This is a genomic window from Asticcacaulis endophyticus (assembly GCF_014652575.1).
In the GTDB taxonomy this organism is placed as follows: domain Bacteria; phylum Pseudomonadota; class Alphaproteobacteria; order Caulobacterales; family Caulobacteraceae; genus Asticcacaulis; species Asticcacaulis endophyticus.
In genome coordinates this window covers 1,545,066-1,559,738 of sequence record NZ_BMZB01000001.1, presented here as the reverse complement: position 1 = coordinate 1,559,738, position 14,673 = coordinate 1,545,066, and the positions used below count along the sequence as shown (strand labels likewise).

10 protein-coding genes are annotated in these 14,673 nt (G+C 57.1%); 7 read left to right on the top strand and 3 right to left on the bottom strand.

What is annotated here, in order from left to right; translation table 11 throughout:
• Nucleotides 1-55: 55 nt before the first annotated feature.
• Both IE102_RS06975 and IE102_RS06970 read right to left on the bottom strand, forming a co-directional pair.
• Nucleotides 56-436 carry a DUF7668 domain-containing protein gene (locus IE102_RS06975; protein ID WP_189485673.1) on the bottom strand — a complete coding sequence of 127 codons (381 nt, stop codon included), beginning with the start codon at nt 434-436 and terminating at the stop codon, nt 56-58.
• Between the two features lie 16 nt (nt 437-452).
• Nucleotides 453-1,427 (bottom strand): class 1 fructose-bisphosphatase, encoded by a 975-nt coding sequence (locus IE102_RS06970; protein WP_189485672.1) that lies wholly within the window; start codon nt 1,425-1,427, stop codon nt 453-455.
• A 301-nt stretch (nt 1,428-1,728) separates the two neighbouring features.
• Between IE102_RS06970 and IE102_RS06965 the strand changes: the two genes are divergently transcribed.
• Complete coding sequence (locus IE102_RS06965) at nt 1,729-2,970, top strand: serine hydrolase domain-containing protein (RefSeq protein WP_189485671.1); 1,242 nt, start codon at nt 1,729-1,731, stop codon at nt 2,968-2,970.
• Here IE102_RS06965 and IE102_RS06960 read toward each other — a convergent pair.
• Nucleotides 2,967-3,113, bottom strand: coding sequence for a hypothetical protein (locus IE102_RS06960; protein ID WP_189485670.1), 147 nt, complete (start codon nt 3,111-3,113; stop codon nt 2,967-2,969). The two genes, IE102_RS06965 and IE102_RS06960, sit on opposite strands and share 4 nt — an antisense overlap.
• Nucleotides 3,114-3,438: 325 nt before the next feature.
• Here IE102_RS06960 and carA point away from each other — a divergent pair, with 325 nt between their 5' ends.
• From carA to IE102_RS06930, 6 genes are all read left to right on the top strand, one after another.
• Nucleotides 3,439-4,629 carry a glutamine-hydrolyzing carbamoyl-phosphate synthase small subunit gene (carA, locus tag IE102_RS06955; RefSeq protein WP_189485669.1) on the top strand — a complete coding sequence of 397 codons (1,191 nt, stop codon included), beginning with the start codon at nt 3,439-3,441 and terminating at the stop codon, nt 4,627-4,629.
• Nucleotides 4,630-4,920: 291 nt separating this feature from the next.
• The gene (carB, locus tag IE102_RS06950) at nt 4,921-8,217 is read left to right on the top strand and encodes a carbamoyl-phosphate synthase large subunit (RefSeq protein ID WP_189485668.1); all 3,297 of its coding nucleotides are present in this window, start codon (nt 4,921-4,923) and stop codon (nt 8,215-8,217) included.
• 163 nt (nt 8,218-8,380) lie between these two features.
• A complete protein-coding gene (locus IE102_RS06945; protein WP_229807600.1) occupies nt 8,381-10,546 on the top strand; it encodes a DUF6311 domain-containing protein in 2,166 nt (721 codons plus the stop codon).
• Nucleotides 10,547-10,700: 154 nt separating this feature from the next.
• Nucleotides 10,701-12,770 carry a DUF6311 domain-containing protein gene (locus IE102_RS06940; RefSeq protein WP_189485666.1) on the top strand — a complete coding sequence of 690 codons (2,070 nt, stop codon included), beginning with the start codon at nt 10,701-10,703 and terminating at the stop codon, nt 12,768-12,770.
• A 230-nt stretch (nt 12,771-13,000) separates the two neighbouring features.
• Complete coding sequence (gene greA, locus IE102_RS06935; RefSeq protein WP_189485665.1) at nt 13,001-13,474, top strand: transcription elongation factor GreA; 474 nt, start codon at nt 13,001-13,003, stop codon at nt 13,472-13,474.
• A 54-nt stretch (nt 13,475-13,528) separates the two neighbouring features.
• Nucleotides 13,529-14,623, top strand: coding sequence for a mitochondrial fission ELM1 family protein (locus tag IE102_RS06930; protein WP_229807599.1), 1,095 nt, complete (start codon nt 13,529-13,531; stop codon nt 14,621-14,623).
• The last annotated feature ends 50 nt before the right edge of the window (nt 14,624-14,673 follow it).

Below are 14,673 nucleotides of genomic sequence, written 5' to 3'. Positions count from 1 at the left end.
GCTCACCTCCATACATTAGGTCAGATTTCGCCTATGAGTATGGCTTTGATAGGGCTCAGGGAACGTAAACAGACTCAACTTTAAAGATGAATTTCTCGTCTTCGCCTTCGTATATTTTTGCGAGCAAAGCCAGATCACTTACCCCTTGGTCTTTCATGCAAAGATCGATGATAACTTCCCAATATCCATCCATCCATACATATACGGATCTGCTCCAAGTCTCGTCTGACAGTTCAATTAAGTCATCGCCGTATGAGGCTATTTGGGCGGCTATAAACTCTGCCCGATCTGGTGTGATTTCACACACTCCAACGGGCCTAGAGCTCAAAGCATAGTCGCCGGATATAAACCTGCTTACGATCTCGACAAATATGCCTTTCCACACCAAGGGCACAGGTCGTTCAAGACTATCTTTGGGCAGACTGGGCTTTAGCATGAATGGTGACTTGACCTCAGCCGTGATACTGCGTGACCCGCGCGACCTCTTCTTTTGAACCCAGCACAACACCCGTGCGCTGATGCAAGGCGGTCGGTGCGATATCCAGAATACGCTGATGGCCATCGGTCGCCGTCCCGCCCGCCTGCTCGATCACCATCGCAATCGGGTTGCACTCATACAGCAGCCGCAGCTTGCCATTTTTACCACTGGCGCGCTGATCGACCGGATAGATAAACACCCCGCCGCGCGTCAGAATGCGGTGAATATCCCCGACCATGGACGCCAGCCAGCGCATGTTGAAATCAACCCCGCGCGGGCCATCCTTGCCGGCCACACACTCATCAATATAACGGCGCACCGGCGCTTCCCAATGACGGTGATTGGACATGTTGATGGCAAACTCACGCGTCGATTCCGGGATAGCGACCTGATCGCGGATCAGCACCCATTCGCCGCGGTCATGGTCGATGGAAAAAGCAAAAGTCCCCGCCCCCAGCGTCAGCATCATCGTCGTCTGCGGGCCGTAAGCCGTGTAACCGGCGGCGACCTGTTCCTTACCGGGTTTAAGGAAATCGGCTTCGGTCACCGCCCGCCCCTTGGGCGCGTCAAGGATCGAAAAGATCGTGCCGACCACACCGTTGACATCCAGATTGGACGACCCGTCGATCGGGTCAAACACCAGCAGATACTCACCGCCATCAGCAATCGGATGCAGGGTATCCATTTCCTCAGACGCCACTGCCGCCACCCGGCCATGCCAGCGCTCAGGCTCCAGCATCATGTCATTGGCGATGACATCCAGTTCCTTTTGCACCTCGCCCTGCACATTTTCCTGAGCCAGTGCGCCCTGTTTGCCGGTAATGGCGCTGTTGTTGACCGTCTGGCCGATATCGCGGCAAGCGGCCGCCATATCAAGCACCAGCGCTTTCAGATTAGACGGCACAGTTGCCGGCAAGGCATCGAGAAATTGGCTTAAGGTCGGGCGCATGAAAATCACTTATGAAATGTGCGGTTAAAATAGGACGTTGAAATTTATTGATACGATTTTGACGCACCATGCAAGCCGGTAAACGCTGTCACATTATGGGTTTTTTGACGGTTTTGCGCCGCAATCATGTTTTGAGCACAATTCAGTGGTAAATCGCGCATCGGTATATCCGCGTTTCAACTGTGAAACCATTTGGAAACCATTTCCTTATTAGGGTAAACTTAACCTTATCCCGGATTCGCTATCTGATATGTGCCGCAACACCGGCGCATGGCATATCGTTTGGTAGAGTGCAGTGCCTATGTTTGATCCCCGTACACCGCCTAAAAGCTTTACCCGCCGCGGCACTGTGCTGATGGCGCTAGCGGCACTTGGCGGTAGTGCGGCCGTGCCCTATCTTACCGCCAAGCCTCAGCCGAAACCCGCCACCCCTAAAGCGCCGACACTGAAACGCGCCGCCCTAAAAGACTGGCCGTCGCTGACGAACATCGCCCAAAAGATGATCGACGATAAGCTGACGCCCGGCCTGTCGCTGACGGTCGCCCATCAAGGCGTTGTGCTGTTTTCCAAAGGGTTCGGCCTGGCTGATGTCGAGGCGGGGCGCGAAGTCACGCCGCAAACCACGTTTCGGATTGCGTCAATCACCAAGCAATTTACCGCTGCCGCCATCATGGCCCTGGCCGAAGACGGTAAGCTGAGCGTCCATGATCCGCTGGCAAGGTTCCTGCCAGACTTCCCCAAGGCCGATAAGATCACTCTGGCCCAGTTGATGAGCCACACCTCCGGCATGGGCGATTATGTCAACGGCCAGAGCCATGTGGTGCTCGATAACGCCCGCGACCGCGATTTTAATGGCACGGAACTGCTGTCGATCATCCGCGCCCGTCAGCCGCTGTACCGCGCCCAACCCGGAGCGGCATGGCTCTATTCCAACTCGGCCTTTACGCTGTTGAGCATCATTGTTGAGCAGCTATCGGGCATGTCGTTCGCGCAGTTCTGCGCTGAGCGGCTGTTCCATCCTGCGGGCATGACGCAGTCGTCGATTGATACGGTGGATACGGTCATCACCGGTGGGTCTAACGGCTATCGCCCTGAGTTCCGTGCGCCGCACGGCTTTGTGGAAAATAAGCCCCTGTCGGCGACGTTCATCGCCGGCGCGGGCGCGATCCGGTCAACCACCGAAGACCTGATCCTGTGGCATCATGGCCTTATGAACGGCAAGGTGCTAAAGCCCGACAGCGTGGCCGCCATGATGACCCCGGCCCTGCTGAAAAATGGCCAGCCGGCTTTTGAGCGGCGAGGCGCCGAGCCACTGGAATACGGCTTTGGTCTGGGGCTGGGATTTGAAGATGAGCGCCGCTTTGCCACCCACGGCGGGCGGATAAATGGCTTTACCGGCCACCTGCGCAGCTATCACGATGACCAGTTGACGCTGGCCATCCTTTATAATTGCGATGGATCGGGGGCCGCGCAGTTCATGCCGATGCAGAAGAAACTGCGCAAGGAAGCGTCAAGGCTAGGCCTTGAAAACCTGACCGCTTAACCGAGCATATCAGCAACCATAGCCCGCAGTTCCTGACGGCTGAAACCGCAGGCCTTGAGCATCCGTGTCGAGGTCGATTTGTGGGTGGGGCGCGTCATATAGTGACTGCGCGGGGCGTGTGAGAAGGTATAGGTCGTTTGCATAATAGTCCTTAAAGCCTCGCAAAGTCCTGCGCGGCCAAATAATAAATAACGCCAAGCAAAAGCGCTTTGGCGTCTAAACGGTAAGAGAAGGGAAAACGGGCTCGGCACTCGATCACGAGCTTAGAGAGTTGCCGAACATCATCGTTAACACCGAAACTACCCTTCAATTGCGGCCAAGTCAAGGCGCGGCTCACACTTGGCAAACCAACGTGATCTGTTAATTCATCCTTAATGCCGAAAATTCATTGACCCCGCCGCCCGTGGCCCCTATGTGTGCCGCCGTTTACCCGCAGCCCTGACCATTAGATACGGAGTCCCAAAGCCCATGACCCCAAGAAACCAAGACGTGTTACTTAATGGTGTTACGGGGGTTCTGGTTCTGGCGGACGGCACCGTCTATCAGGGCTATGGCCACGGTGCTGCCGGCTCGGCCCTCGGCGAAGTGTGCTTCAACACCGCCATGACCGGCTATCAGGAAATTCTGACCGATCCATCCTACATGGATCAGATCGTCGCCTTCACCTTCCCGCACGTTGGCAATGTCGGCGTCAACCCTGACGATGTTGAGCAACTGGGCAACGATCCGACCCGCGCCGCCAAGGGTGCGATATTCCGCGACGCCCCGACCCCGCCGGCCAATTGGCGCTCGACCATGAGCTTTAACGACTGGCTGACCTCGCGCGGCGTGGTCGCTCTGTCGGGGATTGATACTCGCGCCCTGACCAAGCGCATCCGTGAACACGGTATGCCGCACGGCGTCATCGCCCATGATCCCGAAGGCAAGTTCGATATCGCGGCGTTGCAAAAACAGGCCGCCGAGTGGGCCGGTCTGGTCGGCCTCGACCTCGCTATCAAAGCCACCTCGGCGCAATCATCGGATTATAATACCAACCTGTGGGTCTGGCCGGAAGGCTATAGCGACGGCACGAAACATGAGCATAATGTCGTGGTCATCGACTATGGTGTTAAGCAAAACATCCTGCGCGCCCTGGTTGACATCGGCGCGAAGGTGAAGATCGTGCCGGCCGAAACCAAGGCCGAAGACATTCTGGCGCTGAAGCCCGATGGCGTGCTGTTGTCGAACGGCCCCGGCGATCCGGCCGCGACCGGCGCCTACGCCGTGCCTGAAATCCAAAAGCTGGTGGCGTCGGGTACGCCCGTTTTCGGTATTTGTCTGGGCCATCAGATGCTGGCTCTGGCGCTGGGTGCCAAGACCGTCAAGATGGATCAGGGGCACCACGGCGCCAACCATCCGGTCAAGGATATCACCACCAATAAGGTTGAGATCGTGTCGATGAACCACGGCTTTGCGGTGGATCGGGATAGCTTGCCCGCTGGAGTGGTTGAAACCCATGTGTCGTTGTTTGACAACACCAACTGCGGCATCGCGCTGGCGAACAAGCCCGTATTTTCGGTTCAGCACCACCCCGAAGCCTCCCCCGGCCCGGTCGATTCGCTCTATCTGTTTGAACGCTTTGCCGGATATATGAAAGACGCGAAGGCGGTGGTGGCGTAACCCCTTAAGATTCCCCTGTTGCAGGGGGAACTTTCTTTTAGGCCTCGCTTAAAAGAAAGAGGGGGTATTTACCCCACCACCCCGCCGATAAATCGGCGCGGTCCCCCTCCCCTCCAAGAGGGGAGGTTCTAAGTGAGATTAACCAAACATAAAGGGTTGCGCTTGGGGTCTTAAGCCTCTAAAGCACCCGCTTAGCCTACATATTAAACCGCCCGTTAAAGGGCCCCTACAGATCAACGGACTGCGCCCATAGCGCCGCCCGCTGTTTTCGTACGAGAGACTTGAATACCTATGCCCAAACGTACCGATATTAAATCCATCCTCATTATCGGCGCGGGTCCGATCGTCATTGGTCAGGCCTGCGAGTTTGACTATTCCGGCGTTCAGGCCTGTAAGGCACTACGCGAAGAAGGCTACCGGATCATTCTGGTCAACTCCAATCCGGCGACGATCATGACCGATCCGAACATCGCCGATGCGACCTATATCGAACCGATCACCCCTGATTTCGTTGAAAAAATCATCGCCAAAGAGCGCCCGGACGCGCTCCTGCCCACCATGGGCGGTCAAACGGCGCTGAACTGCGCGCTGGCACTGGATGCTTCGGGCGTCCTTACCAAGTACAATGTCGAAATGATCGGCGCCAAGGCCGAGGTGATCGACAAAGCCGAAGACCGTCAAAAGTTCCGCGATGCGATGGATAAGCTCGGCCTCGAATCGGCCAAGTCCGCCGTCGCCCACACCTGGGAAGAAGCTGTGGCCGGTTTGGAGGCCATTGGTGGTCTGCCCGCCGTGATCCGCCCATCCTTTACGCTGGCGGGCACCGGCGGTGGCATTGCCTACAATCAGGAAGAGTTCAAAGAGATCGTCCTGAACGGCCTTGATCTTTCGCCCACCACCGAAGTCCTGATCGAGGAATCCATCGTCGGCTGGAAAGAATATGAGATGGAAGTCGTGCGTGACCGCGCCGACAACTGCATCATCGTCTGTTCGATCGAAAACGTCGATCCGATGGGCGTGCATACCGGCGATTCCATCACCGTCGCCCCAGCCCTGACCCTGACCGACAAAGAATATCAGATCATGCGTTCGGCCTCGATCGCCGTCCTGCGCGAAATCGGGGTGGAGACCGGCGGATCGAACGTGCAGTTCGCGCTCAATCCCGCCGATGGCCGCATGATCGTGATCGAGATGAACCCGCGCGTGTCGCGCTCCTCCGCGCTGGCTTCAAAAGCGACCGGCTTCCCGATTGCCAAGATCGCGGCCAAGCTGGCGGTCGGCTATACGCTGGATGAACTATCGAACGACATCACTAAGGTCACACCGGCCTCATTTGAGCCGTCGATTGACTATGTCGTCACAAAGATTCCGCGCTTTGCGTTTGAGAAATATCCGGGCTCTGAGCCCCTGCTCGGCACCTCGATGAAGTCGGTCGGTGAAGTCATGGCCATTGGCCGGACCTTTGCCGAATCGGTGCAAAAGGCCCTGCGCGGGCTGGAAACCGGCCTGTCGGGCTTTGATGAGGTCGATATCCCCGGCATCAAAACCGCCGAAAGCCCGCACGCCATCCGCGAAGCCGTGGTGCGCGAGCTGGGCCGCCCCACCCCTGACCGCCTGCGTGTCATTGCTCAGGCTTTCCGCCATGGTTTGAGCGTCGAAGACATCAACGCCGCCTGTTTCTATGAGCCGTGGTTCCTGCGCCAGATCGAAACCATAGTCGCTGAAGAAGCCAAAATCGCAGAACAGGGCCTACCCGCCGATGCCCATGCCATGCGCCTCTTGAAAGGTCTCGGTTTCTCGGACGCTCGTCTGGCGGCCCTGACCCAGCAGACCGAAGCCGAAGTGCGTAACGCCCGCCGCGGCTTAGGTGTGCGTCCGGTCTATAAGCGCATCGACACCTGTGCCGCCGAATTTGCGTCCTCGACCGCCTATATGTATTCGACCTATGAGACCGGCGCGCTCGGTCAGGTGCCCGAATGTGAAGCCGCACCGACCGATCGCAAGAAGGCCATCATCCTCGGCGGTGGGCCCAACAGAATTGGGCAAGGCATTGAGTTCGATTACTGCTGCTGCCATGCCGCCTTCGCGTTCAAGGACATCGACCTTGAAGCCATCATGGTCAACTGCAACCCCGAAACCGTATCGACCGACTATGACACGTCCGACCGCCTTTATTTCGAGCCGCTGACCGCCGAAGACGTGCTGGAACTGATCAGCGTTGAAATGTCAAAAGGCGAACTGGCCGGTGTGGTCGTGCAGTTCGGCGGCCAGACCCCGCTCAAGCTCGCGCAAGCCCTCGAAGATGAAGGCATCCCCATCCTTGGCACCACGCCGGATGCGATTGACCTGGCCGAAGACCGTGAGCGCTTTCAGCAATTGCTGACCGAAATCGGCCTGCGTCAGCCGATCAACGCCATCGCCCGCAGCCCCGAAGAAGCCTTCAAGGCCTGTCATCAGGTCGGCTATCCCATCGTCATCCGCCCGTCCTATGTATTGGGTGGCCGCGCCATGGAAATCATCCGCGACGACGAGCAACTGACCCGCTATGTTACTGAGGCCGTTAAGGTGTCCGGCTCATCGCCTGTCCTGATCGACCAGTACCTGTCGGCTGCGATCGAAGTCGATGCCGACGCTCTGGCCGATGGCGACACGGTGTTTGTGGCCGGCATCATGGAACATATCGAAGAAGCCGGCGTCCATTCCGGCGACTCCGCCTGTTCGCTGCCGCCATTTTCGCTCAAACCCGAAACCGTCAAAGAGCTTGAGCGCCAAACCGTCGAACTGGCCAAGGCGCTCAAGGTGCGCGGCCTGATGAACGTGCAGTTTGCGATCGAAAACCCCTATACCGATCCGAAGATTTACGTCCTTGAAGTCAACCCCCGCGCCTCACGGACCGTGCCATTCGTCGCCAAGACTCTGGGTCAGCCACTGGCCGGAATCGCCGCCAAGGTCATGGCCGGTAAGCCGCTGTCGGGCTTTGGTCTTAAGCCCAGAGATTATCGGCACGTTGCGGTGAAAGAGGCCGTGTTCCCGTTCGCGCGCTTCGCCAATGTCGATACGGTGCTTGGCCCTGAGATGCGCTCGACCGGCGAAGTCATGGGCTTAGATTGGGTGCGCGACGGCGAAGAGATGATTGACGCGTTCTCGCGCGCCTTTGCCAAGTCGCAACTGGGTGGCGGCACGGTTCTGCCGACCGGTGGCACCGTGTTTGTCTCCGTCAAGGATCAGGATAAGCCAACCATTATTGAACCCGTAAAAACCCTGCTGGCTCAGGGCTTTAAGGTCGTCTCGACCGGTGGCACCTGCGACTATCTGGCCGAACAGGGTGTGGCGGTTGAGCGCATCAAAAAGGTGCTGGAAGGCCGTCCAAACATTCTGGATGCCATGAAAAACGGTGAGATCCAGCTTCTGTTCAACACCACCGAAGGCAAGCAGTCTCTGGCCGATTCGTTCTCAATCCGCCGCACGGCTTTGATGATGAAGATTCCTTACTACACCACGGCGTCTGGTGCTGTGGCGGCCGCCCGCGCCATCGCGTCCGGCCGTAAAGAGGACCTCGACGTGCGATCCATTCAGGAATACGCCTAGTCCTTATTGGCGTTTAAAATTTAAAACCTCCTGTGATCCCGGTCGCAGGAGGTTTTTTTACACCGCTTCCCTGTCTTCACGATTTCGTGTATGGTTGCGTGATCGGCAGGGCGTTTATTTCGCACTTACAAAACGTAATTTCACGGCAGCGATCGGCTTTGCTATGTCGGACCGCTATTATTATTCAAAAGGCATATTCGGTTTCATGACCCTGTCTGAACGCGTGGACACTCTGTTGGGCGACAAAAAAGAGCTGGCGAAACAAATCGCGCTGGTCGCCGCGCCTATTTTGATTTTCCTGTGGTTTTTTCATCCGGCCGTGCTTGATCCGACCAATGTAAGCTGGCTGTTCCAGAAAGACTGGGGCCAGCATGTACTCGGCTGGCACGCCTTTCGATATGGCGCCGACGGCTTTAACCATCAGAATTTGCTGGCCCACCCGACCGGCTTAAGCGTCATCTATACCGACTCGAACCCCTTATTTGCCCTGCCGCTCAAGCCGATATCCCCGCTTTTACCCGCCAATTTTCAGTATATCGGCCCGTGGTTCCTGTTCTGCATCTGCGCCCATTTTTATCTGGCCTATAAGCTGTTGCAACGTCATGCCCCGTCGTTTTGGGCCGCCCTTGTGGGGGCCGTTCTGCTGACGCTGGTGCCGACTTTGTTCAACCGCATCATGCACGATACGCTGGTGGCGCAGTTCCTGATCCTGTGGGCGTTTTACATCTATTTCGAGATCACTTCGCCGCGCGGCAAGGCCATTCACTGGGCCATCATGCTGGGCATTACCGGCTTTATCCACCCCTATATCCTGATCATGGTGCTGGCCCTGTGGGGGGCGGAACAACTGCGCCGCGTCTGGCCGCAGCTTATGGCGCGTGAGTTCATTCAGGTCGCCCGCACGGTCGGCGTGGCGATCCTGACCCTGCTGGCACCGATCATCACCCTTGGCCTGTCAGGGGCCTATGCCCCCGGTCAGAGCGCGGGCAGCTTCGGCTACGGCTTTTACTCGATGGGCCTTGACGCCCTGTTCAATCCGTCACGTAAGGATTTCACTTTCGGCGGCCTTGTCTCAGTCCCGCAAGACGGCGGGCAGTCGATGGAAGGCTTCATGTATATGGGCGCAGGGCTTTTGTTCCTGATCGTTGCCGCCATCGTACTATTTTACCGCTCCGAAGGCGCGCGCACCATCCGCGACACCCTGTCGAAATCCGTCTGGCTGATCGGGCCATTCGTGGTTTTGTTCGTTATCGCCCTGTCGAGCAAGGTGCAATTCTACAATATCGAAATCTTTAAGTATGAGACACCCAAGGCCCTAGACGGCGTGCTAGGCATCATGCGCGCGTCCGGGCGGATGTTCTGGCCGATGGCCTATTTCATGGTGCTGCTGGCGATCCTGACCGTCTATCGCACACGCCTCAAGACCGTGGCGATTATCCTGCCGCTGGCTCTGGTCATACAGGTTATCGACATCGCCCCGTTTGCCAAATCGGTCCATTCCGAAACGGCGATGGCCGCCAACCGCACCGTCTATCAGAAAGTGCCGTCAAAGCTGTGGGACGACCTGATCACCAATGCTGATCTGGTGTCGTTTCAGCCCGCCAATGCCCATATCAATAAGCGCCTGTTTTATGAGCTAACCTGGCGCTCGGTGTCCCATGCCGTGCCGGTCAACACCATGTATGCCGCCCGTCCGCACCCGCGTCAGACCCAGCTTGAGCGCATCGCCCACGCCAATTTCAATGAGGGCAAGCTCGACCCCGATACCCTCTATGTCTTTTTCAATAAGTGTCAGGCCCCGGCCGGGGCTCAACACCGCCTGCGCGAACTGGACGGCCTATTCATCCTGCCGCCGGTAAAGATGCTGGATAAGCTGCCGCAAGTACCGCAAGTGCCGGGTATCGAATACGACGAAGACTATAACTTCACCTGGAATGCGCTCGGCTCCTGCTTCCTTGAAGACAACTGGTTGTCGCCGGATTCAAAAGGCGTGTGGAGCCGCGCAGGACAACCGGCGGAACTGAACCTGCCACTGGCCGACCGACCCCGCCATGACATCAGCCTGTCCTTAAGCCTGCTCAGCTTCCTAAGCGGCAATAAGACCAAGGTCTATGTCAATGACCGCCTGCTGACGCACCTAGATCTGACGACTCAGATCACCGACCATGAAATCGTCATTCCGCGCCGCTGGATCAAGGGCAAATCCCTGAACATCCGACTGGAACCCGATCTTGAGGCCTCGCTTAAGCCGTCGCCCAAAGCGTCTGCCAGCGCCCGTAAGCTCGGCATCCGGCTTTATGACCTTCGTCTGAGTGAGACCAAGGGCTGAAAATAGGTCGCAATCGCTTGAATTTTCAGGCGACCCGGCTATATTCACCGCGCATTGGGGGCGGGTTTAAATTACCGTAGCATTTCCGGATTAGAACCAGCGAACCTGTGTTTGCGCCCCTGCAACTGTTCGCTGTTTTTTTAAGTCTGATGTCATGCCCGATAATAGCTCTGCGCCCTACCATACAGTTCTGAAATTCGCTGCACCTATCCTGTTGTTTCTACTGTTCTTCACCCCTGACATGCTTGATCCGACCAATGTCGGCTGGTTGATGCGCGGGGACTGGGCACAGCATTTTCTGGGCTGGCATGCCTATCGTAACGGCGCCGATGGCTTTAACCATCAGAACCTGCTCGGTTACCCGACGGGTCAAAGCGTTATCTACACCGACTCAAATCCGTTTCTGGCTTTCCCGTTCAAGCTGATCTCACCGCTTTTGCCGGACTATTTTCAGTATATCGGCCCGTGGTTTTTATTGTGCATTTGCCTGCATTATTTTATTGCCTGTAGGCTGGTGTCGCGCCACGCGCCGGGGCCGTGGTCAGCACTGGCCGGTGCCGTGCTGCTGACCCTGCTGCCGACGCTTTACGGGCGTATCGGCCACGATACGCTGGTCGCGCATTGGCTAATATTGGCCGCGATCTATATTTTCTTTGAGATTGGCGATGAAAAGCGCAAATGGATCGCTTACAGCGTTCTGCTGGCTCTGTGCGGGTTCATCCATCCCTATATTCTGGTCATGGTTCTGGCCATCTGGGGTGCGGACTGGTTGCGCGTACTTGGCCCGCAATGGCAGGCCAAAGACATTAAGGGCCTTGGGGTCTCCGGCCTCAAAATGACCTTGACCCTGCTGGCCCCAATTATAGCCCTTGCCATTTCAGGCGCCTTTTCCGGCTCCAGCGCCAAAAGCGGCGGCTTTGGCCTCTATTCCATGGGACTGGATGCGCCGTTCAATCCGTCCAATAAATCCTTTATGCTGCCGTTCCTGTCGGTGCAGCAGGACGAAGGTCAGGCCTTTGAGGGGTTTCAGTATCTGGGTCTTGGACTGCTGTTCCTGATCGGGGCGGCCATCTGGCTCTACCGCAAATCGGAAGACTCCCGCACCGTCAAAGAGGTATTGATTAAGGCCCGCCCGTTGAAATGGCCAATGATCGCGCTGCTGGTTCTGGCCATATCGAACAAGATCCAGATCTATGACATTCTGATCCTCAAACTGCCTCTGCCGGATTTTCTCGAAGACCTCTTCAACATCGTGCGCGCATCCGGCCGCCTATTCTGGCCGATCGCCTATCTTATGGTGTTTCTGGCGCTGCTGACGCTGTACCGGTCGCGGCCAAAGACCATGACCATCGTCCTGTCCGTAGCGGTCGTCTTGCAGTTCATGGACCTTGCCGGTTTTGCCACCCAGATCAAAGGCCTGACCGCGCGCGCCTCTGACCGGACCGTCTTTACCATCGCCAAAAGCCCGGAGTGGGACAAACTTATCAAAGACAGCGATCTGGTGTCGTTTCAGGCCCCTTCGGTACATAGTAATCAGCCGCTGTTCTACGAAGTGACCATGCACGCCGTATCCAACAAAGTGCCGGTCAACACCATGTACGCCGCCCGTGATAACCTCAAACAATCTGCCCTGGAATATGAGGAATATAAGCGCTACCAGAGCGGTCAACTTAATCCGCGCCACCTATATGTCATGCTGAATAAATGCCCGGCACCCAAAGGGGCCGAGCATCGCCTGCGCGCATTGGACGGCATCTGGATCATCCCACCGCTCGGACTTGAAACCGGGCTCAAGACCATTCCGCAGGTGCCGACATTTGAGATCAATAAACCCCACCCCATAACCTGGGACAGTCCGGCGGCGTGCCTGTTTGGTCAGGGCTGGCGGTTGCCTGAGCGTGTCGGCGTGTGGACCGAAGGCGCGCGCGCTGAGGTGAATCTGGCACTGCCGACCCCCGCCCTCACCGCCATGACCCTGGATATCAACGCCCGCGCCATGAAAGCCGCTCAGGTCGACGTCTTTGCCAATGGTGTGCCGGTCGGCCGATTCGAAATGCTGAAAAAGGACGCCGACTATTCGGTCACGATCCCGCAAGCCGTAGCGGCCCAGTCTCAAACCCTGAATATCCGTTTTGTGGTAACCCCGCCAAAAGCCCCTCAGAAAGACCTGAAACCCGAACATTTGCGGCTTAACATTTCAAGTCTCACCCTCAAAACCACCTGAAATCATAGCCTTAAGGCCCCCGCAATTTAAGGGGTTTAACCTTCCGGCAAAACACGATATAACGCCGCCCCGGATCAAAACACCCTTTGTGCTTTATCGAGTTTTCGGCACGAAGATCGCTTGCAACCGGCATAAACCGTATCTATCTTTTCACTTCGGTCGTAGGCACCCTCGACCGGACGTGAAATTTTTTGTTATTCCTCTGGGTGCATTTAAGAAATCAATCGCACATGGAAAAAGTGCCGATGACGGGCGAAGGCTATCGCGCCCTCGACGAAGAATTGAAGCGTTTGAAGTCTATTGAGCGTCCGACGGTAATTGCGGCGATCTCTGAGGCGCGCGAGCACGGCGACCTGTCTGAAAACGCCGAATACCACGCCGCCAAGGAGCGTCAGGGCTGGATCGAAGGCCGAATCGCTGAGATCGAAGATAAGATCAGCCGCGCTCAGGTCATCGACGTGACCAAGCTGTCGGGTGAGAATATCAAATTCGGCGCGACCGTGACCGTCGTTGACGAAGACACCGAAGAAGAAGGCCGCTATCAGGTGGTGGGCGAGCACGAGGCCGATGTCAAATCGGGCAAGATTTCGCTGACCTCACCGCTGTCGCGCGCCATGATGGGTAAGGAAGTCGGCGATGTCGTCGAAGTCCCGACCCCCAGTGGCGTCAAGGCCTATGAGATCCTCAAGGTCGAATGGATCTAGGGGCCTCACGACAAAAGTTTTTGCTGACGCAAAATACTTTTTCGTGGTGACGATATGGACAAAAGCTGGCTAGGGGCGGCCCTTCGCCAGCTTTTGACGTTTTTATTTGAGCGATTTACGGCAATGCCTGACGATACCCTGCATATTCCCGAAGGGCGGCCACTGACCATCTGGGCGGTGTCGGACGGGCGTGCGGGCATCGAAAATCAGGTACTGGGGCTGGCGCAGGCGATTGAGCGCAAAACCCACGCGCAGATCGTCACCCGTCATATCCGTTATCGCCGCCTGTTTGATCGCTGGCCGACGTTTTTGAAGCTGTGGCCCGACCGTATGCTGAAACGCGATTCCGATCCCGTCGGCCCGCCGTGGCCGGATATCTGGATCGCTGCCGGTCGCGCCACCCTGCCCCACAGTCTGCGTATGAAAGCGGCCTCGCAGGGCAAGACTTTGGTGGTGCAGCTTCAGGACCCGCGCGAAAACCTGAGCGCCTTTGATCTGGTCATCGCCCCTCAGCACGATGAGGTCTTAGGCGATAATGTCCTGTCTATCCTGGGCGCACCCCACCGCATCACCCAAGATCGACTGGCCACCGAATTTAAACCGTGGGCGGAACGGTTCAAAGCCTTCAAAGGCCCGTTCATTGCTGTCCTGATCGGCGGCAAATCCAAGTCCCATGACCTGAGTGCCGCCCGCGCCGAGAGCATGGCGGCCGATATCCGCCGCGCGGTTATGGCCGCAGGCGCCACGCTGCTGCTGACGATTTCCCGCCGCACCCCCGCTGTCGCCCGCGATATATTGGTGAACGCCCTAAAAGACTTGCCCGGAATTATCTACACCGGCGAAGGCGACAATCCCTATTTCGCGTTCCTGCATAAAGCCGACCACATCTTAGTCACCGAAGATTCTATCAATATGGCGGTCGAAGCGGCGGCTACGGGCAAACCCGTTCATATCCTCAGCATGGATCGTCGCTCTGCCCTGAAATCAACGCGCAAGTTCGATGCGTTCCACCGCACTTTGCAGGACTATGGCGCGGCGCGGCCGTTTAACGGCGAATTGCGCTCATGGTCGTACACGCCCTTGAATGAGACCGCCCGCGCCGCCGAGGCGGTAATTGCGCGACTAAAATCACGAGCTACATCATCTTAACGGATGACAATCGCAGCCCTGATACCTATCTAAAGAACCATCGCCCACGG